General features: G+C 43.3%; 13 protein-coding genes. 1 reads left to right on the forward strand and 12 read right to left on the reverse strand.

Features of this window, described 5'->3' with window-relative positions:
• Positions 1–198 precede the first annotated feature (198 nt).
• The 9 genes from TX77_RS09495 to TX77_RS09535 all read right to left on the reverse strand — a co-directional run bounded on the left by TX77_RS09495 (position 199) and on the right by TX77_RS09535 (position 19,351).
• Positions 199–12,333: a transglycosylase SLT domain-containing protein gene (locus TX77_RS09495; protein WP_044504628.1), complete on the reverse strand. Its 12,135-nt coding sequence runs from the start codon at positions 12,331–12,333 to the stop codon at positions 199–201.
• A 17-nt stretch (positions 12,334–12,350) separates the two neighbouring features.
• Entirely contained in the window at positions 12,351–14,633 is a 2,283-nt protein-coding gene (locus TX77_RS09500) for a hypothetical protein (protein WP_044504630.1), read from the reverse strand.
• A 5-nt stretch (positions 14,634–14,638) separates the two neighbouring features.
• Complete coding sequence (locus TX77_RS09505) at positions 14,639–15,754, reverse strand: hypothetical protein (protein ID WP_154651888.1); 1,116 nt, start codon at positions 15,752–15,754, stop codon at positions 14,639–14,641.
• 4 nt (positions 15,755–15,758) lie between these two features.
• Positions 15,759–16,217 carry a hypothetical protein gene (locus tag TX77_RS09510; RefSeq protein WP_044504633.1) on the reverse strand — a complete coding sequence of 153 codons (459 nt, stop codon included), beginning with the start codon at positions 16,215–16,217 and terminating at the stop codon, positions 15,759–15,761.
• Positions 16,218–16,228: 11 nt separating this feature from the next.
• On the reverse strand, positions 16,229–17,587 hold the full coding sequence (locus tag TX77_RS09515) for a hypothetical protein (RefSeq protein ID WP_044504634.1): 1,359 nt from the start codon (positions 17,585–17,587) through the stop codon (positions 16,229–16,231).
• 99 nt (positions 17,588–17,686) lie between these two features.
• A complete protein-coding gene (locus tag TX77_RS09520; RefSeq protein ID WP_044504635.1) occupies positions 17,687–18,103 on the reverse strand; it encodes a hypothetical protein in 417 nt (138 codons plus the stop codon).
• An 11-nt stretch (positions 18,104–18,114) separates the two neighbouring features.
• The gene (locus TX77_RS09525; RefSeq protein ID WP_044504636.1) at positions 18,115–18,744 is read right to left on the reverse strand and encodes a GH25 family lysozyme; all 630 of its coding nucleotides are present in this window, start codon (positions 18,742–18,744) and stop codon (positions 18,115–18,117) included.
• Positions 18,741–19,067: a hypothetical protein gene (locus TX77_RS09530; protein ID WP_044504637.1), complete on the reverse strand. Its 327-nt coding sequence runs from the start codon at positions 19,065–19,067 to the stop codon at positions 18,741–18,743. The genes TX77_RS09525 and TX77_RS09530 overlap by 4 nt, the downstream gene beginning before the upstream one ends.
• Positions 19,064–19,351, reverse strand: coding sequence for a hypothetical protein (locus TX77_RS09535; protein ID WP_049917338.1), 288 nt, complete (start codon positions 19,349–19,351; stop codon positions 19,064–19,066). The genes TX77_RS09530 and TX77_RS09535 overlap by 4 nt, the downstream gene beginning before the upstream one ends.
• Positions 19,352–19,446: 95 nt before the next feature.
• Here TX77_RS09535 and TX77_RS09540 point away from each other — a divergent pair, with 95 nt between their 5' ends.
• Positions 19,447–20,391: a tyrosine-type recombinase/integrase gene (locus TX77_RS09540; RefSeq protein WP_230198101.1), complete on the forward strand. Its 945-nt coding sequence runs from the start codon at positions 19,447–19,449 to the stop codon at positions 20,389–20,391.
• A gap of 436 nt (positions 20,392–20,827) precedes the next feature.
• Here the strand turns inward: TX77_RS09540 and TX77_RS09545 are convergent, their stop codons facing one another.
• From TX77_RS09545 to TX77_RS09560, 3 genes are all read right to left on the reverse strand, one after another.
• Positions 20,828–21,343 carry a phage baseplate protein gene (locus TX77_RS09545; RefSeq protein ID WP_044504639.1) on the reverse strand — a complete coding sequence of 172 codons (516 nt, stop codon included), beginning with the start codon at positions 21,341–21,343 and terminating at the stop codon, positions 20,828–20,830.
• Positions 21,344–21,487: 144 nt separating this feature from the next.
• A complete protein-coding gene (locus tag TX77_RS09550) occupies positions 21,488–22,084 on the reverse strand; it encodes a hypothetical protein (protein ID WP_044504640.1) in 597 nt (198 codons plus the stop codon).
• Between the two features lie 551 nt (positions 22,085–22,635).
• Positions 22,636–23,490: a phage baseplate protein gene (locus tag TX77_RS09560; protein ID WP_044504642.1), complete on the reverse strand. Its 855-nt coding sequence runs from the start codon at positions 23,488–23,490 to the stop codon at positions 22,636–22,638.
• Position 23,491 lies beyond the last annotated feature (1 nt).

A 23,491-nucleotide genomic window follows, 5' to 3' on the forward strand; every position in this document is an offset into this window, starting at 1 on the left:
AAAAAAAGTAGCCTGCTACCTGATATAGATAGTAGGCTACTTTTACCATTTTCGCAAATCATTCAAAAAGTATATATCAAATTCAAAACAAGTATAAATCAGATTATTCAAGACTTTTGTTTTACATCTATTAACGATGATTCATTTATATAAACAAAAAACAACCTGCCGTCCGAGATGGACAGCAGGCCGTTTCTTTTACCAGTCAAGCAAATATTGGTATTGATTCTTGTCGCTTTTGTTCATACTTGACACTGTTCTTCCTTGGGTATCGAGCTTTTTCTTCTTCTGCTCTGCTTTTACAGTGGAAGGCTTGATACCAGCTTCCTTTAGTTTGCGTGCATTTTCTCCTGTCGGATTCTCGATATACTCATCAACAAGCTGTTGTTTTTTGCTACTTGCCTTTTTCTTTTCGGAAGACAATATTGATTGAATTAAATAAGAATCGCTTTCATCTGTAGATTGGAATCCCATTCCACGAAGTAATCGCTGATATGGTGTCGTGTATTCTTGGTTTGTACGTCCGCGCTTACCAACAGATTCTCCTTGTGTAGCCATCAATAAGTTCCCTAGTCCAGGCGATATATTACGCACCTGTTTTATCCAACCATCCCCACCATACGCGCTTTTAGTGACATTAAACAACGTACTAGCAGCAGGTCCAAACAAGCTATTCAGGTCATCTGGAACTGCATCACCGATACCAACTCGACTCGTAATATCAATGTTTGCGAAAGCACCAATACCGTACATACCTATCTTGGCAATAGGCTTGAGTGATGGATATTTTTCAGCAAGTTCAATTAAGCTCTTCTTGGCTTCTTTTTCCGGATCATCACCGGTAATTCCCATAATTAGCAATCCCAGAATGTTTGCAAATGGAATCTGGAACAAACCAGCCATGGCAAAATAGGTACCCCAGAAAATAGTCTTTTGCTTTTTAGTGGTTTCCTTGCCAAAAAATGGAAGAAAGTCTTTCATTGCTTCTAACTGTTTAATAGGATACTTCTTGAATTGCAATAATATCTGCGAAGCTATCGAACCACGCCGAAAAATTCCAGGTGCATCATGGACTCCATAATCGAAGTTTGATTTACGGTTTACGTCTTTCGCGTATCTAATAGCCTCTTCATGACTCATGCTACGTTTGCGGGCAGCTTCATAAGCCGCTAAAGTTACGCCACGGCGAACAATCCCCTCTGACTCTTTAAAAAGAATCATTCCCCGGTTAGCCCATTTCCCAGCAGAGAATTTCCCATACCCAGCTCCACTATCAAGTCCAATATCATTCAATACATTAGTTTGACGGAGTATCTTTAAGTCGTGCAAACTATATTTCCGGTGTGCTCCCTTTAACAACGCCTTCCATAAGGTTGATATGTTGCCAGTATACGCAGCCGCATTGGCAACCTGTAAAATGTTTAACATCGCAGAAGACACATTAAGGAATCCTAGTTTGGCAATGGAAATTTTATTGGTAATGGAATTTGCAAGGGATACCGCGGCTCGATCTCCGAAGCGTGCGTTGACCCATTTACCGATAGCAGGTGTGGCGTTCAGCAAATCATTTAACTGCTTTTCAAGCGTAGATGGATTACCATTAATATCATTAATATATTCTTTAATATAATTGGGCAATCCGTGATACTCATTATCAAACCTACCAAAAAGGCGTTCAAACAAAGAAATCGCTTGAGGTTTGAATTTACTTTCCATAGCTACATATCGCGATGTGCTGTTGAAATAATGTCGCAATACCCATTCTATTTCTTGTTCATAGCCATCCGCCCCCGTCCGTTGCATGAAGTTACCAAAGAAACGATGACGCCCTTTTTTCTTGACAATCCCGTCCAGCATTTCTTTGGCTTCATACAATGTCAAACTATGTTTGTCGGCTATTTTTTTTGCCATCCGGTAGAAATCCTTATCGCCAACCGTGGTAGCATATTGGCTTTCATCTAACCCGACTTCTCCAAAATCAAAGACTTTAGGGGCGATTGTTATTTTCCAATCTCCCTCGTTATTTTTTTTGAGCATCTCTTCGTTTTCAGCTTGCCATTTAATGGCATTTTTTGTAGCTTCACGAATAGTACGCCCACTAGAAACTACGGTAGATTTACCGTGACTATCTACACACCTTACCATATATTCATGGAAGAAATGGGGAATATAGCCTTTGCGGTTATGAATGTCCGGTACCCCTTCACGAGTAATTACTTTCCAATGCTTCTTCCCGTCCATGGGGCCTTCTTTCGTTGGAGCCTTTTCCAAGATTTGGATGTTATCGTCATTTTCTAATGATTTCAATTCATACTCATTGACTAAATAATGAGACTGCCAATTTCCATGCTCCTTATAAGAAACGAGGGTACTGCCATCATCTTGCTTCGTTTCGCGAAGTATTTCAACGAACTTATTGTTCCTCAACTCATCCAACTTATGGCCAGCAAAATGTCCTGTTTTTGTCTTGGCTTGTTTTCTAGTTTCGTTGAGTTGGTTATAAGCCTTGCGGAAGAGATTGCGAATTGCCAAATAACTGTCAATGACTTTTTCGTTATATCCTTGTTTATGAAGTTCCTCACGTGTATATTCCTTGCCTTCCATATCACCGGACCATAATAACTCTTGCAAGGTAGCTTTATCTTTCTTGCTTAAATCTAATGCGGAATCCAAATGTCGCTGGTAATCAGCCCGTAATTTAGTAAGAAGGTTCATGGCATCGTCCGCCATTTTAAAGAACGGTTTGAAATATTTCTTCTTTTCTGCAATTCTTGACGGAGATTGCAACAAGGTTCGATGAACGCCGATGTCGTTTTCCGATTCTTGTTTCTGAGATATTTCAATATGGCTCATGAAGCGTTTTTTGGCCTCATTGCCTATTTTCTGTTCTTGTTGTCGAATAGAATAATGGATTGGATCCTCTTTTTTTAACTTGCCTAAATCTGTTTCGTCTGCTATAATATTAGACAAATTAAAGGAATCGACCACCAGTGGACCATTAGGCGTCCGGGCTGAGGTATTTATACCAGTAAGCCAGTGGTCGGTTCTTTTTTTGTTTATGTAAATACAATCGCCACGCATTAACCTATCGATATACCATGTATTGTTTGGGTGATTATTGCCTTTTCCGATTGTTTTTCCATAAACACTTTTTATAATGTTACCCACAATTTTATTTCCGTCTCTCGTCTTCTGTTCCATAACAAACGGGATCATAATAGTTGCCCCATCATTATCTTTTAAATCAACGACTACAATTTTTGAAGATATATCTTCAACACCTTTGTTGTCAACAGCTTTTAAAATAAACATAGGGTCTGCAATCCTGCGAGGTATTTCTTTTAGTACTTCTGGAGAAATTTCGAGCCCGTGTTTCCAATGCAATACTTTATCTAATACGCGTGGGGAAATATACACTGGCAACATTTTTTCACCAATCAAATTTAAAACTAGAGGAGTATCCATCACCCGCACATACTCATCATACGACAACTTGTGATTCATAAAGTCGTCTATTTTTTTTGCAAAGGACTGCATATCCTCTTTTAATTTTCTTTTTGCGTACATCGAGTAACTTCTGGGCTGACTACCATCGCTGTTTTCTGGTCGTTCCCACACTCTGCCCAACTCAATTTTCTGGAACACGTCGTGTACGTTCTCTGTACGAGTGAATATTATCTTCATCTTTGCGGCAAAATCCTTAATCTTCTGGAAGAGTTTGCCCCACGCCGTGCCGCGGCCATGTTTACGAGCTTCCACCCATTCGGCATATTTGTTGGCACGGTCTTCGGCGTTCGGGATAGATTTAGTAATGGCCGCCTTTTCTTCATTCGTCAATACAGCTTGTTCGGCAACGTGATAAGCTTCATGAAACACTGTACCTTGCCGGCTACCCTGTGCCAAAGCTATATACGCATCTTTTCCGTGTGTCTTTGCAAAACCTTCTACCACTACATTGTCATTTCCGTCAATGGAGTGGTCTTTTTTTGCTCTGGACAACTCATCCTCTGTCAAAACTATTTGATTCTTAACGTCTACAACGATGTGTGAGCCGTTTGGCATGGTAAATGTAATGCGGTCGCCGTATTCTTTGATATCTTTCGCCGTAGGAAATGCTTCTTTAATGCCAGCCTTTAATTCTTCTTTGGACTGAATAATGGCCTCGCCAGCCTTACGGGCGGAATATTGAGTATCTTCCGACATACTTCCGATACGATCCGGCATGGTTCTGTTTTCGAGTGAGTCGAACAAGTCATTGATATTGTTGGCCATTAATTCAATCGGCCCTCGTGCTTCTGTATTGGCAATTTCACGAGTACTTTCGTCGGTGTATTTATCGATAACGTAGATCTTTGTCCCGACGCTTGTTCCAGCTCTTTCAAATGTTACGCTTGGCAGTTTTATTTCGGCCATGATAACAGCATCTGGAACGCCTCTATCTTCCTTACGTTTTGCTTCCTGGTCGCCATACATCCATTTGTCAAAATGTTTCTGGCAAGAAGGACCATCCGGAACTATTGCAATGATTCGACCGCCGTCTTTCAAATGTCGGTAGGCTTTTGCAAGATGTTCAATGGCCGTCTTCCCGCCTTTGCCGAACGGCGGATTCATAACGATCCCGTCGAATTTGTTGTGCAGGTCAAGGTTTTCAAAGTAGTTTTCAACAACTTTAGCATTGGAAACATTACGCATGAGTTTGGGACTCAAGTCATGCGACGGTTCGACAACGGTATTATAGGTGTCGTTCGGCATCCACCTAGCGATAGCGCCGTCACCGGCAGACGGTTCAAGCAAACTGTCACCTGGTTTGCTGTCGAGCCATTCAACCATTTTAAGCCCTAGCGGTTCCGGAGTCGCAAAGAAATCTATCCCTTCACGGGCTTTTGTCCGCGCGTTTCGTTTCTGCTTGCCAAAGTATACGCCTTTAGCACGGTCAAAGTCTGTCGTTTCATGCTGATTCTTATAGTCGATAGCTTTGCCACCAGTGCCTTCGGTTGCACTTCCAGGAAGGTATTTGTGCCATTCGTCGCCTTCTTGAGATTCTTCAAAGGCTTGTACATATGACGCTTTTAATTCACGAGCCATATCACCCAACGCAAGATTTTCGACGGTTGCCGCGCGTTCTGCTAGTTTAGTAGCAAATGCAGCCTGTTCCATATATGTACCTGTGTTTAGATACCGGAACATAGCATTTGATTTATTCCCTACACGGTAAATACGCCCTTCCTGTTGGATAGCTTCACTAGGTTTTGTAGGAAGTCCTAAATTAATCAATACACGTTGGTGCTTCCCGGTTGTATCATGCAAGGATACGCCCGCTTGACCTGCATCAGACTGTATAAGAATTACTTTAGTTTTGCTTTTATCATCATTGAAAGATTTTTTATTGGCTTCACGTTGTTTCTTGCTAAGCGTACCATTATACAACACAAGACTATCGCCAAATGCGGTTGTAAGAGCATTGATTGGAGATTCAAGGCCGTTTAAGTCGAGCCTCATTAAATCTGGCCGTTCTTGGCTAAACTTATCGTATTGTTCAAGGACCTTCCCCGCCAACTCATGGTCTGCTGCACGTTCTAGCTGGCTTCTTAATTCGGAACTCATGACAAAGGGATTGTTGGCACCGCCCTTATTGTAGTTGTGAAAAACAACTACTCTCTTTCCAGACTTCAAATATTCTTTGATGAGTGGCACCGCCTGTTTAGCTTTGATTGCTTCAAGAAGATACAACTTCTTAAACCCTTTAAACTGGTTGTTCAGGAATTCATATAAGTCTCTATATTCAGGCTTGTTTCTAAACCATTCAAAGGCCTCATCAATCGTTTTTCCAACTCCGGCATCAATGCGAATAAAGCCACGATCGTAGTCATATTCAGATGATAACATACGTCCGTGTATAGCCCCTGATTCAACGAGTTTGTGATTGAACTGCCGTTCCAAAAGGTCGGTATCTACTTCGGAGCCAGGGCGTTCCAAGCGATTGTAACGCATTTGATAGCCAAAATTTTCCATGTAGAACGTCTCTTTGCCATTAGCATTGTTATAGCCCTGTTCTTCCATAGGTCCATAATCGCTATAGTTGAAGAGATATCCGTTCGCATAGTCGAGATTAGCAACATGTTCAAAGGGCGTAGCTGACAGGAACACGACTTTAGATTGATTACGCTTAGCAAATTCAGCTTTATCTTCGGTTTCAAAGGCCTTTAGTTTTCCTCTAAGGCCTTGTACTTGTTCCTGCAATTCACGAGCTTCATCCTCAAGACTGCTTATCTTTTTATCGATTTCAGCATCCGGTAACTTCCCTTTACGGAGAACGTCACTTCGTTCTTTATCTAGTTTATCGATATTATCATGGATTGACTTTATTTTGGCAGTTAACTTCGTAATCGGCTCATCTAGTTCGGGGTGTTTATCGTGATGATACCGCTGGAATCCATCTTCATGCCCCGTAATTGCACGTACTAAGTTAAGCGCTTGTGTCGGTGTAGCCTTGGATCCACCCATTAATTTTTGACTTTCGTCTGTGATTACTAAATCAAATTCACGATTTACAAGTACATGGTTATCTCCAATATTTGCATATGTAGCCGTAACAGGGCCTTTGCCTGCATCTTGTTTATTTTCGAGTCGCGTTAACTTAATACCAAAAGATCTTTCTGCATCCCCCTCCCATTGATTTAACACGCCGTCACTAGGAGCAATGATAAGGATATTTGTTTTGCCTGCATCCATAAATCGTTTGACAATACCTAGCCCCGTATAAGTTTTGCCTGTTCCGGTGCCATTAGTAAACATCATACCATTATGGTTTTTAAAACGATCTTCTGCAAGCATCACGTCTTCAGCCTGTTCTGGAAAAAGCATAGGCAATGCTTTTTTTATGCTATCAAGAGTGCTGTCACGTTGCTCTTTTTGTACCTTTTCTATCGGGTTTTCATGCTTGGGTCTGTTTTCAACAGCTCTAACAGATTCGTCATTTCCTTTTGATTCATCGTCGGGCAATCCCTCAAAGCTATCTCTAACGCTTCTTGATAGCTCAACACTTCTGGAGCGTCGATCCGAGGATTTTTCAGTTTGTACTGTGCGATTGCTAGTCTCTCCGCTAACAGCGGTGCCACGATTTGAAACGCCGACATCGCCATTTTTTCGTTCTTCGGGTTCTTTTCCTGTCGATGTAAAATCTCGTCCGCCGCTGCGCACGGGTCCTCCGCTTTGAACACTACCTTGCCCCAATACGTTTTCACTGGCCCCTTCGCCAGATCGTGAAGCCAACTTATCGGTGCTGCTATTAACATTGTTCGTCGCTCCTTTCAATTCTTCAACACTAGGATAGTTTATAACTGCATTATACACCGCGTCAAAGTATCTTGCATTACGTGCGCCTAATGTCCCGATAAATTCACGACGCAAAAGGACTTTGTCAGTCATTCCATGGTCATACATTGATCCGACATACTTAACCGCCGCCGTAAACCGCTTTTCGTCAAGGCTGGCATTTTTAGGCATCGATTGTAACGAAGTCCAAACCGAACGCAAAAACGGTTCGCCTTGTGGCATGGTTTCCTTCATAGCCCTTGCCCAACTAGCAAATGTATTCAGTCCGCGTTGTACATGAATGGCTCCTAGCTTAACCATGTGGTACATGAGCGTTGGATTAAACATAGGATTAGAGCTAATTTTAGAAAGTTCAGCAAGAATGGCTTTCTTTTCAGCTTCCAATGCCGCGTCGCTATCATCTAACAAATGGAACGTCTTGTTTATTGTTTCATTGTCCTTCGGAGTCGTGGCCTTTTTAGGTGTTTCCTGTGTTTCTCTAGGGTTTGGTTTTTTATTCTGTTTGACTGTTTCTTTTGTCGTTTTATTTGCAGGACTAGGACTATCAAAGAATCCCTTTTTAGAAGGTGTGTTTTTTGGCTTGTCGTGTTTTTTAATACCAAATGCGGCCATAACGGCTTCTTCGGCATCAGCCACACTTCCAAATCGAGCATCTTCTCTAGCAAGCTCGCTTGTATTATTTTTAGCGGCGTCTTTTACTTTCTCTTGTGCATCGTCCTTAGCACTTACAACCGCTTCCTTCTGAGCTTTCTTTTCTTTGCGTTTCTTGGACGCTTCTACACTCATTTGATTAGCGACAGCCATTGCGTCATTAACCATGCTGTTTACCTGAGTCCGTTCGTCATTGCTTAACTGCTTGTCAGTCTTGACGAGTTCCATGTCATCGAACGTGCCGTATGTAGCATGGCCAGCATCCATCAAGACACGTTTCAGTTTATCCTGTGTCTGCTTCGGAGTCAGCTCTTTATTCTGTAACTTGTTGGAAATATCGTCAATGACCTTTCTGAACGGATCAGTATGAGATGACTGTACTTTTGGCGTTTCCTGTTCAGACTTTTTACTTTGCTCTTTTTTTGCCTTTAATTCACGGATGTGTTCTCTTAAAGCCCCTGATGTAATTTCATCGTTAGCCTCTATAAGATCAATATGTATCTGATGATGTTCATCGTCATTCCTGTCTACCTTATTTGCTGTTTCGGCATCATGGAATTCTTTTTTTAGTTCATCTAGTTGTTTTTCAGCTTCCTTATATGTGATTTTTCCTGACTTTGCGTCGTCACGAGTTGTATTTACACGGTCATTTAAATCCTTGTAATAGGCTAATTTTTCCCGTTCTTCGCTTGTAATGGTATCGGCTGAATGATTTATTTCTTCTTGTACGTCACCTTCGGTACTTTTTTCGGAAACGGTACTTTGCGCGTCTTTACTTTCAGCTTGCTGACGTTCGGCGTTCCGGCTGTTATCTTCGTTGCCTTTTTCATTTGTATCGACTTCCTTTCTTGAAGTAACCATCTTGGCATTTTCTGGTTTAATGTGTTTGAATTTATCTTTTAGAGATTGTCCGTTGGCTTGCTCGTAAAGATTTGCAACCGCCTGTTCGGCTCCATCATAAAGCAGATTCATAGCAGGGTTATCCTTAAAGTTCATGTTCCACTCGTTAAGTGCTGATTCCCCGCCAGCGCTTTTTATTGCACCATCTATGCGTTTTGCAAACTCGTTCCGAACTTGATTATGGATAATAGCTCTCGCTTCTGCTTCTGTTTTAGCATTCTCAAAGGCCCTATGGAGCTGATTTACGTCAAATTTCATCGTCCACGGTCCATCCTTGCCAACGGCCGTACTCCATGTAGTAATTTCCCCGTTTTTTAGACCGCCTCTCCACTGATTGCCGTCTTCTTTATAAACTGCTTTGAAAGATTCTGGCTTTTCTTTTTTGGTCGGAATATCGTTTTGTTCATTCTGTCTTTGTGTGGAGACGTCACTATCCGTAGGACTCTGTACAAGTTCCTGCTTGTTGTTGGGAGAAGGCGTAGCAGTCGTTTTTATGGTCGTTTTGGCGGCTTCTCTTGCCTGTGCCTGGGACTGCTGCAACTGGTCAGCCAATGAAGCCTGCTGTTCTTCTGTTCCGTTTCTGAACGTATCCATATATTGTTTGAATTGCGGATGATTGCGGTCAAACGTAGACAGAATACGGCCCAACTGGGCGTGTGGTGCTTCCGTCTGATTCTTTGGTGTAACTTTGTCGGCGGCTTTTGTTGTAGGCGTTGCATTATCGGCAATTGCCTGTTTAACGGCATCACCAATTTCTTTCTTATAATTGACCTTAATGTAGTTTCTGTTTTCTGGAGTGTCTACGAATTTCGGCTGTCCATTAGCATCGTTCGTAAACATGCCGTCCAACGTATTCACTTCATCAATGTCTTGAGAGCTATCCAGAACATTTTTAGCTACATCCGGAACAACGTCATCGGCGGTTACTTTATTTTCTCCGTTAAGTTTGGCCTGATCTTCCTGTGCTGCTTTCCGTGCTGCCTGCGCTTCCTGATCAATTTCAGCGTTTGTACGCTCCATAGAATCGTCATTCATAATGTCGTTCATAGCAGCATTGCTATCAGCCTGAATTTGATTCATTTCGCTATCAAACTGACTTTGCATTCTTTCAATATCGTTGTCTGATGAGTTATTAGAAACGGTCGCATTGCCAGAAATAGGGCCTCCATTATTAGAAAAATGTACATGGCCGCCAGTTGCATTAGCGCTAGGGTGTTCGTATTCATCAAGCGGAGTCAGTCCCAATTCCTGCCCGCGTTGCATGAGCCATTCACGAGCATCTTTATTCTGTTCAAGAAAATCGGATGCAGTGTCAAAGGCATTGCCGGTATTATGGTACGAGGCGTTCGGGTCCCCGTCTCTTTTCATCGATGTAATAGAAAGTCGCTGTCCGAATTGTTTATAGAAGTCATGCACAAGAATTTGTAATTTGTTGATTGTATCCTGGGTTTCACCTTCTACGTTTGGAGCATCAGCTTCACTGATATCATAGTAGGGATTTCCATTTTCATCGAGAACGTTACCGTCATAGCCGCCACTAGAATTTCCAACGTCACCCATATTGTCATAGTTATTTTTAACCATGTCCCGATACTGTTCAGCTTCTGGGCCAGAACCATTGTAAGCACGAACGCCTGCCCATACGTCACCGTTTTCACCGGCAATTTTAGCTTTAAGGATAGCCATACCGACCATGGCGTTTTGATACGGGTCTGTTTTCCAATCCGGATATTGTTTGTCGAGTCCTAAATCTTCAACGGTTTCGTCCTGTGCCTGCATAATGCCATATACTCCATCATGAGGTTCGGGCATCCCGATTGCATTAACATCATCGCCTCCACTTTCGCGGGCTGCAATGGCCAGGCCCAACCGCGGGTCTACGTCAGAATCATTAGCCGCTTGAATGACTGCATTAACCATCGAATTACCGGTATTAGCATTCATGCTGCTGCGTGTAACAGGCTGTTTTTGTGCAGCCGTTTCTTTTTGAGCTTTAATGACACTGTTATAAGCGTTGTTGACTTCTTCTGGAGTGCCATTTCGGATAACACCAACAAGCCAGTCATAGTTTTCCTGGCCAATCTGGTCTACCGTATTATTGTTCAAGAAATTATAAATTTCTTCTTTCTGAGTGAATGCATCAAAATCAGCCATAGACTGATCTATAGAGTCCTGCGCATTATCATTTTGACTTTCTGCATTATCAGATGCAAGTCTAGCAATAGCTGAAACGTTAGGGTCTTTACTGTTAGAAATATATTCGGCAGCTGCTTGCTTCGTATTAAATACAGGGTTGCCACTTTCATCGGTCGTAATATTAGGTCTAGAAGACATAGACGCAGCAATATGTCCCGGTGTACTCATGCCAATACCACCAATAGCCCCCGCTAAAAAACTGTCTCGCTGATCATCCGTCCATGCATATGGATTGAACGGGTTCCCCCAAGGCTTGTCTTCTGCATTGTTTTGAATAACCTGCTGTATATTTTCCTGCATCCCTTCGTTGGCTGCACCCAACGCTACGCCAGGAATCGATCTAGGGATAGCCATTCCAAGACGTTTAGCAGCGCTTTCGGTTACACTTGGTCGGAAAACTTTCGCGCCAGCACCTTTCATCAAGGCATATTCAACCGGGCTTGTAACAAGTCCTAATGCCATATTTTCAGCCATTACAGGAGCGCCTTTAAGCATTGCTTGACCATAACTAAGGCCCTCATCCTGCAAATCTTTTACGGTATTCCCATATTCACCAGCCGATTCAAGAAGGTTCTTACCAATGGCACCTTTAACCATATCCGGTGCAATTTCTTTAAACGCCGCCGATCCAGCTACTTTCCCCAGTCCGACGCGACTAAGAGCCTTTCCCATAACACCAGCACCGCGGCCAACAATACTTGCGGGGACTGCTTCGGCCGCTGGCACCATTGCAACGGTCGAGCCAAACCCCTGACCTAACCAAAACGCAGCTTGGTTAGGATTTGTCAAAATATTATCGCCATATTGTGAGTCCCATTCGTCACGTACTGGTTTCCAATAATTTTCATAGGCGTCGACTGCGTTTTGTACGCTGTCAATCCCAACGAGCGAAAGTGGAGAGCCCATGGCGTTCGCCGCGCCTTCTGCAAAGCCCATCCCAAAGGCGGTACCGTGTGGATATTCTTGAGCATTCTTTTTAAATCGTTGTTGTGTGGTTTCTCCCCACACATCCCACGGTTTAACATACCCGCCATTATACGTCGGGTATTGTGCAAGTGCCTCTGCACGACCTGGAGCTATAAAGTTAGCAGCAGCATTGGCCCACGAAGTAAGGTTAGGAAGAAACGAGTCTCCCGACTGTTGGCCAGACGAATCCGCGGCTGCGGACTGTTCTTTGTAGTAATCCAGATTTTTATCGCTTTCTAAGTCACCGCCATTCACCATGCGGACGAACTTATCATAATATGGCATTGACTGTCACACTCCTTTTAAGGATTTAAGAAAGGTATTGAATAGCCTGACTTTCTAAGGTCTTGAATAACAGACGGTGCGTCGGCCGAATTTGCTGCATAGAGTGCTTTCGCGATTTCAACGTCGGAAAGATTATTCTGCCCGTTAGCCTTGTCCATTATCATATCAGTTGCAAAGCTGTATAAGTCATTGTAGTTACTCAAGTCATAGTTCGGATTAACCGACCTCGATATAAGATTTTTGGAATTAATATAGTCACTGTTCGACTTCCAGCTATTATCTTCATCTTTTTCATGTTCCTTTTCCCAATAATTAACGAATTTATAGGCGTTTGCTACTGCGTCTTTATCTGTGTTTCCACCAGACGACGATCCGCCGCTACGACCGGATGGTCTTTGGCTTGCTTTGAAGTTATCTTCCCATTCCTTAAACTTACGTTCTTTTTCTTTTTCGCTTGACTGCCACCTCATACGATTATTTTGAAGTGTGCTGTTAACCTTTCCTTGCAATATAATTCTGTCGTTAGCGTATTGATTGGTAACTGCCATTTGTCGTCGTTTTATCTGGTCGCCTATGTCGGCCATTTCTTTCTTTACGCCGGTAGCGTAGAAATCACGTCCTCCAGGAGTATTCGAGAGCAGGTAAGAGGCAATATTAGGATCGTACTGTTGCATAGCCTGGGCATAAATAGAAGCGTCCGAATAGTTACCTTGATTGATTGCATTCCAATACTGGGCGGCTATTTGACCGGCTCTATATTGGTTGTAGTCATTTTCTTGTGCCTGCCATTGTGGTCGATAACGTTCCAACGTCGAGTTTACGACCTCGATAGGCATATCATGTTGAATTGCCCAGTGTGTAAAGTCGGATTCATTCTTTTGCGCATCAATGTGCGGCGGAATGTTTCCGTTAAGACTGGTTCTTAAACTGCCTTCCGTTGGTGCCAGCGGGCGCGTATTATATCTTGCAATGTTGTTTAAATACCCTTTCATTTCCGTTTTCTTTTTGGGATCTGTTTCGGCGTCTACAATTTGCTTAGCAGCAACATATTCCGGGTTTTCACTTCTAAGCAGATATGCCGGAGTGTTGTCCAACTGGCTAGACAATTCCTGTTTTTTCGTCGGATCGGTTTCTTTGTTGTACTTATCCAGCAAGTCTTTGTAGTCCGGATTATCTATTTGTGTTTCGCCTGGGAACAACTGATTCATGAGTTTCTGCGGGTCGTTCGGGAATAATCCGCTTTTATTATCGCCATTATTTGCCGCCTGTTCGACGCTAGAAGGCGTTTTATTTTGCTGTTGGTCCTGAGTGTCGCCTTGTATCTGTTGATTAGTCTGAGCGTCATTCACGGCCTTTATGGGCTGTTCATTGTTATCTTTGATTGGCGCATCCGGTTCTTTGATTGGTGTATCGTCTACCGGCTTTATAGGCACGTTGTCCTGAATTGCCGACGTTGTATCAATGGGCAATGCGTCGGCTACATTACCATCGCTTTTTAAATACGGATTTTTATATTTCCAAGCGTTATCGAGATTTGACTGGCCAAAAGATAAATTACCGTTAATAGGCTGGCCAAGCTGGCCTGTTATGGCAGGAATGTTCTGCTTGCTTACTGGCGGTATATCAACGTTGGCCGTGGGTAATACGCCCATGCTCTGCGCTACCGTAGCCTGTGGATTATTACTTTTAGCGGTATCACTCGCGGCCATTTGTTGCAAGGTATTAAAGTCTAATAATCCTTTACCGTTGCCGGCCTTGCTCTGATTATTAAGATAGTCAGCGAATGAGATATTGCCCATGAGGTTCCCATCTGCATCCGTAGCCGTCGGATAATATTTGCCCAGATTGTTATCAGCATACATGGACGGTAAAAACGTAGGCGATTGATAATTTACGGCTCCTGTATCGGCATTGTAATTTAATCGCCCAGGAACATTTTGCAGGTTAGTAAGATAGTCGGCTGCTACCTGGTTCGGATTTGCACCAAAACCGCTATAGGCGTTACCAATTGCGGCCGTCTTACCGTCTGCCATCATGGGAGTCGAGTTAGTATCATACAAAGGTACATCGTCCGGCATGGATACGGGATTCTGCTGTCTAAACAACATCTGATCCGCTTGTTTCTGCTTATTGTTTAAATAATTCTGACCAATAGCGTTGCCAATTAACATGCCAAGCGCATACTTCGGGTCATCCCAGGCATATTTTGCAAAGTTAACCTGTGGCAACGTCTGCGTATTATATGGACGAGTGTATTGCCGTGTAGCATTAGCAGCAATATAGTCCGGAGATTTAGCCATTTATATTATTCCCCCTCTACCCAATTATCGGTACTACCGCCTTTAGCGATAAATCCATCGGCATAATAATTGTTGTCACCGGTAAGCTGCAAATCATATACTTTTCGCTCTCCGGAATAAACCATATTAACGACGCGGCCCTTACCTTTAAGCGTCGTACCAAGAGTCATATTGCCGATTTCTTTCCAGCCGTCGTCAGTAAGCAACGGTTGCGTCAATGTTGCGCTAACATAATTCGTGTTCACGCCGTCCTTACATACGAGGTTCCAAACATCGTTGTATTTAGGCGTAAGAGTTTGTTTGACCGTCTCAACCGTTTCGGTCCCGTCTTCATGCGGACAAAGTACGGCATCGCCAACTTTAACGTCTGTAATTTCTTTTTCGGTTCCATCTTCCATACGGATTTTGGTTTCGGGCGCAAAACAGAAAATAGTTGCATTGCTTGCAAGGCCTGTAAGAATCCCGCCAAACAAACCGCCGCCGCTTGTGCTTTGTGTCTGCTTTGTCGTTCCCTTTCCTGCTAGGCTAGATAATGCCCCGGTCGTTGCACCATTAAGTCCCAAGGATGCATTCCACAAGTTAATTGCCGGCTGTTGTGCTCCTTCCTGCGCAGCTGCGGCCGTTGCAATCGGCTGCCCGGATGCATCGATATTTTGACCGTAAATGTTAGCTAACTGGGATAAGGTATTGTTCCAATTTTGAGCCATAGCATCACTAGCACTATCGCTAATCCCTTTCATCCCTGTATTCATCACGGAGCTATTAACGACGCCTCTAGCCCCCATATCCTGCAAAAGATTGCCCATGGAGTTATTAACGCCGCTCTTAATAGAGTTTTCCATCGCCGTTTGATAGGTGGCTGGAATCTGACCTTGTGCCAAACCTCTAAGGCCATTTTGTCCCCACTGGATTTGACTAAGAGCGTTTTTCATGAGCTGATTATAATCAACCTGTGTATCGCCCAGGGAGTTATACAACATATTGCCGGCAACGTCATTGAGCTTTTTTGCGTTCGGCATGACGTACTTAGAGTATTCTAAGGCCTGTTGCTGCATAGCTTTTTCTTCCGCTGTCGGTGTATAAGTTTGCGTATTGGAGCTTGATCCGCCTTTTTTGCCCATTCAATCACGACCTTTCATTAGCGTTTTTCCATGGCTTATACTGCCTTCGGAGTTCGTTCGTCACATAATAATCAATGGTACCGTCGTCATTTTCCTTCGGTGTACAAACAACTTCACGACCGTTTTTATCTGAACAGATATACCGGTGTACACCATTCGTTTCAAAGTCCTGCTCAATCTTCCATCCCCAATAGCGGATATATGCCTTAATCGGCAGTATACACACCGTAATAATGCGGTCGTACCCAAACTGCAAGGCTACACATTCCAGTGCATCACGCCAGAATTTAGCGTCATTGCACAGGTTCCAACATAGAATGGCATGATCTTCATCTAAGCCCTTCCATTGGCAAAACCCGCGTTCCGGTATATACCACGTTGTAAATCCAGGCAAAAACATAAATTCATCGTTAGTTTTACGTTCATACTCTTTTATCCATGCTAATAACTCTTTTCGTTCCATATTATTACTCCTCAAAGGTCCGCTACGTCGACAATGATATGGTCCACGGTAAATCGATCATTAGATTTAACTATTATGTCCATACAGTCGGTAGAGTGGTTACAGCGGAACACATGCCTATCGGCCGTAGATACCGGCACGGATAACTGTCCTTCGGTCAATGTCGCCGTGCCTGCATAATCTGCTGTGAATTTTGTATCGACTCGTTTCATAAGTATCTGATTGGCACTAATAACGGCTTTGGGATGAAGGATATATGAAATAGGCTCTCCATCGTCGTCAAGATACTGGCTGGACCATGAGTATAACTTACCCTCACTAGCTACGATGATATCGTCCGTCGTTTCAACGATACTATTTACAGGAACATTGAATAGTAATGTAGTAGCACTTCCAAGCAAGTAATTATAGGCAACAAAGTATCTGTAATTGCTTGTCGGACGGATTAATATCATGCAATGCCGCTGTAAGTGGAAAAAGCGAGGTTCGTACATGTTTTCTGTTATCAGGCCATTAAATTTATCACCAATATCGGACGTTTGAATATTTCCGTATTCCATGACCGCCGATAAGGTCTTTAATCCCCTGATAGACTGAAATATAACTGAATTGCCTATATTAACCGCGCATCGAGTACCAGCAATATCTGTATTGTTAGCAATTTCTGTTACTTGCCAATTACTAGGCTCTGCATCCCCGGATAACTGGTATATCTTGCCATTTGATTTGATGAATATGATGTCGGTCGCAAGTGGTACAATGGCAACTATGGTACCGCTGTCACCGTAACCAACTTCCAACCATTGGTTTTTATCAGCTCTATTAGTGTCTTCTTCCCAATCTGTACCGTCTCCAATACCGGATAAATAAAAACCGTCGGTGCCTTCCATTGATACGGCTATACGGGCAAATCGCTGAAATACTAAATTACACGTCGGGCTGGATGATACCGTTTGCAACGTACCGTTTTGAGTGTAGTCGTAGTATTGCAATTTACCGCCACTAGCAATCCATACTTTATCCATAAATTTAGCGCACGTCGGTTCATAACTTCCGGTCAATTCTCCAATATATTCCGGCTCTTGACCTATTATATATCGGTAAGCCCTGTTCTTATTCGTAAAACACAAGAGAAGGTTCGTATCTACGTCGTACCACATATCGCGGATACCTTCATCGTCGCTCATAGTATAAAGCAGGCCCAGTCCAGCCCGCCCCGTCAGCCGCTTACTGTCTCGCGCATAAATAAAATTTTGCGCTTCTTGTAATTCAGACAGGTCAATCTGTTCCGGAGCCTGCGATATATTAATGCCACCGACGAGTGAAGAAAACGTGATAGACTGTGAGTTGTGCTTGTTTAGTCGTCTCATTTTCTTCCCTCCGTCTTTTATTTTGCGATATATCCTATAAGCAACGTACCCGCAATGACTGCCCATGTATCGCGTTGCCGTTTCAAACGCGCGTCTTTTTTAGTCATTTCGTTGATTTGCTCTGTCAATCTCGTCAAAGATTCTTTTTGCCTGTTCAAGCTTTCGTTGGCTTGATTCAATGAGCTGTCTGCTGTCGTTAATGACTGCTTTGTTTTCGTCAACTGTTCTCTGGCTATCGTCAATTGCTCTTGTAACGACGTCGAGTTGTTGTCTAGCTTGTCTAATTTGCTCTGTAGCTGTATTAATGTTGTCTCTTGCTCGCTGATTATCGTCTTCAACTGATTGTACTGTGTTAACGACATTTCTATTTTCTCGTTCTGCGCTATGGTTGTAGTATCGGTACACAAGCCAACCGCCGGCAATAACAACGCACAAGAGAACACAAGCAACGACAATATTCTTTTTGTTTTGTGCAAACTTATCAGCCTCCCTTTTTAACTGCGACAGATAAAACACTGGATCACCTCCTAGTTTTCCGAAAACAAGTAATCAGCATACATCCAGTTACCATCAACCAAGCGGCCGCCAATCGGTAACTGGTCCGTGTCCTGCCAGACAAAAGCACGGATATCATCGGTTCCGCCCCATTCGGCGTTCCATACGGAGCAATCCAACGTCCGCCAGTCAATCGGCCCGCCACCGCGCCCGCCGCTATCAGTGACAGCGCGTTCAAGCCAACTGTAAGACGCATATACGCCTGTTTGAAGTCCTATATTCTGAATCCATGCACGACATTGAGCTGTAGCGTTATCCCCTGAAAAAACGTAGCCATTACGCTCTTTCCAGCCGTCAGCGTCTTCGAGGTCATAGAATACAGGAAGTTCCAATAATACGCCGCTGTCTGCGATGATTGCGGCGCATTTTCGCGCGTGTTCGGCTGTCGTTACAGGGAACAGGCTATAATCGTAGTGGTATGCGCCAACTAGTAATCCGTACTCATGAGCCATTTGAACGTTGTGGCGGAACTCTCCGTCCTCATGCCCATTCCCCCAAGAGCAACGTACATAGACGAATTTACAGCCTGCATCTACCGCAGACTGCCAAAAGTCCGCGTCTAAATAGCCGTTATTTTCCGATACGTCAAACCCTCGAATCATCTTTCCACCTCCCGTTTTGTACTCTGTGTTGTAACCGGCATTGCATATCGTGCGGAATTAAAACGCGAGTCCATGCCGTACTTTGTCCAGGCAGCTTTGGCCAGCCCGACAACCGTAGCAATACCGCCGGCAACCGCAGTTACTCCGCTCCAACAACTGGTCAATTCAAAATGGGTACCGCGTAATGCGTTGGACCAATACCCAAACAGCCAACTGAATAATACCAAACAAAGGAAAATCATCATGATGACTGACATGATAACAACTAATTGGAGCCAGTGTTTTTGCCCCCATTCGCCTAAATCTATAATTTTATTCTTCATTCTGATTCACCCTCTTTCATCTTGAGGACGTTATTGTATACGGCTGTCATGACTCCGTTTTTACCTAACTCGTGATAGCAATCGTACATGTTGCAGAAATTTTGCTTTTCATCAAGGGAGCATCCCCGTTTTTTAAACCGCTCATACGACATTAACATGTCATTTCTCAACAAAGCTTGTACGCCTTTGTGTAATGTTAATGTTGATCGGTACAAGCCGAAGAAATAAGCGGAGACACTTGAAATAGCCGCAATGACTATTGTCGTTACTATTTGTTCAACCATAAATACCCCCTCGAAAGGAACTTTGAAATATGAAATTACCTAATGGATACGGAACTTGCTATAAACTATCTGGGAATCGGAGGAGGCCGTTTGTCGTGAAAAAGACGATAGACGGAAGACAAAAGATACTGGGCTACTTCGATACGTTTGCTCATGGCATCGCCTACCTTTCTTCTGTCAATGAATCGCCATTAATCGACGATAGTATTACCTTCGCTGAACTGTTTCTACGTTGGAAACAGTTGAAATATAGTCGGTTATCCGTATCCAGTTGCAAGAGCTATGACAATGCCTTTAGACACTGCCACAAGCTGCATAAACTGCCTTTTCGTAGTATCCGATATGGTCATTTGCAAGACGTTATCGACGACATACAGGCAGGATACTGCACACAAAAGAAGTGTCGCGGACTATTAGAACAACTATACCGTCACGCAATCAAGTACGATATCGTTAGCACCGACTACGCAAGATATATTGAGCTAAAACCACACATTAAGAAATACAAGAAAAAGCCATTCACGGTCAGACAAAGAAATAAGCTTTGGCGTGCCGTAGATGATAATCCGGATGTCATTGATGTACTCATCCTTATTTATACAGGCCTTCGAATTGGAGAATATTTGCGACTCACGCCACACGATGTGAAGTGGCGCAGCCACTACTTTATCGTCCAACAATCTAAAACAGCATCAGGCACCGGACGCGCTGTACCCATTCATAAAAACATTTATAAATGGTTTGTATCTCGTAAAGAACAAGACTACATCTGTCAGCACGAAAACGGGACTCCATATACCTATGATTCATTTAGACGACGGTTTGACTCCGTTATGAAGTCTTTCGGGATGCACCACACACCACACGAGTGTCGACATACTCTAGCCTCAATGCTTGATAGCGTCGGAGCTAACGACACGGCCATAAAGAAAATACTGGGTCATGCCTGCCGCGGTGTAACAAAACACGACTACACACATAAAACAATTCGTGAGTTGCGGAAGGCTATTGACGCGGTTTACCGTTGGGGAGTTGGCTAGTCATTATCCGCGCGTTTCATGCGACTCTGGCATGCCTTCCGGTGAACCTTCTAGGGAACTATTCAAAACCGTTGACTGCCGGGACCAATACGGGCCACGCTCGTTGCCTAACGCGTGGGGGAAGATTGGCAATGATGAATATCACAATAACATCTCTCCGTCAAAGGCCGCATACGCCTGGCAACGTACTATGTAGCCGTTGGGGAGTTAGCCTCGCACGAACATTACAATTCCATTTGGAACAAAAATAATGAAACAGGTGTTAGTGGCTCTAACGGCGGTTATCTGCTAAGCGGAGTTATTCAATGGAGTAATACAACATTCACAACTGCTGGCGGAAGATACGGTGATACGTGCGGAATAACCAAGCCAACTGGCAATGATAATTACCATACAAACATATCTCCTTGTAAGGCTGTATATGTTTGGAAAAGAATCAGCTAATCCGATACCACACATATACTGATTTACACGGAGAAACATTATAGTGATAGCCGTTACCACCAGTTGCGGTTACGAGCTGTTGTTGATTAGTTTTTCCGTTAGCGTATTCAACTGCATTGCCGTTAGTTTGTTGAGGTATTTGATAGGTGCCAGAGTTATATCTAAAAGATACGGCCCACATCCAAAATGGAATTTCGTGCTGATGAGACGGCAACTCCCCAACGGTTAATTGATGCTCAAATTCACCGTACTTTTGACCGGCCTTAAATTCTTTCGTCCACGTTGTACTTCCATGCTGTTCTGTAGCCTTCCCTTGCGCCACCAATGTATAGCCTGGTGTCAGTGCTTCCCAGGTCCCGCCAAACAATTCGCTTGGGTCCGTAGGGTCATCGGAGAAATAATAGCTACCAACAGGGTGTGCCTGCAATAGAATATTTTCTATTATGCTGGCCATATTCTTGATTATGTCGTCGACGTTTTGCGTCAAATCAATTGTATTTTTACCCAAATATTTATTTCACCTCTGTTCTTAACGTGTTCTTTATTGCAGAACAAATAACAACGGTCAATCTCGTAAAATACGTAATTTACTCGTGTTATTTATTTGTTCTTTACGATAATAATCCATAAAACGGCTTAACCATGCCATTTATCACGTCATATAGGCTGATAGTTCAGCTTCATTTTTGCAATTATTAATTGCGTCACGGATTTTCATGAACCACTCGTAAGCCGCTATCTGCTGCTTTCTAGCCTCGTTCCCGGCTGCTATGAGCTGTTCTTTTGTTACGTCGATGAAGGCAAGGCTATTAGACGAATCGCGCACCTTATACTTACCTTTATCAGTAATAAGTGTTAAGGCCGTCTGCCATTCACGCTGGCTCTTTTCGTCCGTGCTAAATCGCAGATCGTCCACTACAACATCAGCTTCTTTTTTAGCGATGTATTTATTGTACTGAATTGACAAGGCTTTTTCTTTTAATTCGCTTAGTGTAGGCGGTACATATTCACGCCTTGCTTTTGCTTCGATGTAGGCCGTAACATTGTCGATATAGCCTTCATACATAGCATCAGGATAGTCTTTAAATTCATCATCTACACAACATTGTTTCTGCGTGTCATCATAGATGATTTTATTCGGGACATTGGTAATTCCGCTATCCACTTTGAAATTATCAGCGGTGTCGCTGTACTGTTCACCTTCTTTGATGATAAGTACAGCGTTATCAATGATTTGAAAAACTCTCATTTTTTCTCCTTTCAAGTTCTCTACCAATGAGTTGGCCTCACACGGACATGGAGCAAGCGCCTCGACAGATAGTCATACTCATACGGCTTGGACCGTTATCGGCGGGTCCGACTTTCTGGGTGGACATAGTGGCAATAATGGTAAATGGGGTAATACTACTACAAGCCAAAATAGTCATTCGCATTCAATCAATATTTCTGCAACTGGCGGCAATGGTTATCACGAGAATAGACCGCCGTATGTTGTCGTTAACCGCTGGAAACGCACGGCATAACTACCAATGAATTGGCAATTCACGGACATGGAGCCAGTATATCTAGCACCAGTTTAGTCGGTACGTTAGGGGCATATACATGGGACCACTTAGCTAGTGGTATTGTGTCGGCCCAAGATATGAATGGTAGTGTTAACCCAAGCGGACATTACGGGTACTACAAATATACTGTTAATGCTTCACATGGGCATTCAATTAGTCTTTCGAATACGGGCGGAAACGATCGTCATGAAAATCGTCAGCCGTATCTTGTTATTAATAGGTGGAAACGAAATGGTTAAGCTGTTCTTCTCCATCTATTTACAACGGCGTATGGAGGCCTATTTTCATGATTTCCGTTACCGCCTGTGTTGCTAATAGTAATGGTGTGCGAGTGGTCGCCATTCCAACTAGTGGTTTGATTATTCCAATAGTTAGCACCGCCAGCACCAGCATTTTCGTCCTTACCGTCAACAATAACGCGCAAGGTGTGATTATGACCGCCATTCGTACTTGAACTTGCACCATGTGAATGCGAAGGCATTTCATTGGTAGTGAGTTTGTGTTTAGCTTCACCGCCTGTAGCGCCAAGAGAATAACTATACGAACCGCTACTATCAGAATATGAACCACTAGATACAAGAACGCGACCACCGTCCATGAGCGACCATGTTGTTCCCGGCCATAACTTATTCGGGTCGCTACTCGTAGTAGACTCCCATATAGAGCCTACAGGGTACACAATGTCAATTACCTCTTTAACGCTTCTTTGCTGTACCTTTTTCCACGTTCCATCGGCTGCTAAGTAGTAATCTGTTTGCGTTCCTGAGGCAGGTGCCGGTACTAGCCCTTGTTTTCCGGCTGCGTTTGAAGTTGCTCCTTTAAAATTGGTAATAGATTTAACACCACTCCCAACGGCATTATCCACATATCCTGTTGACGGCAATAATTCCCACTTAACCGGAGATAAGTTTGTCAGCAAGTACATATTATTATTATCGTCAGTCCGAACACATGTCATACCTACTTGCAGATTTTCGGTAGGGAACACTGTACCACTGAAATTACTGGCTACAGACTGTATGTTTTTATCCGCCTTGCCTAGGTACACGTTACACGCATCAGTATCGTATAACTGGCTGTATTCCTGCATA

Origin of the sequence: Megasphaera massiliensis, from assembly GCF_000455225.1 — a bacterium.
Lineage (GTDB): Bacteria > Bacillota > Negativicutes > Veillonellales > Megasphaeraceae > Megasphaera > Megasphaera massiliensis.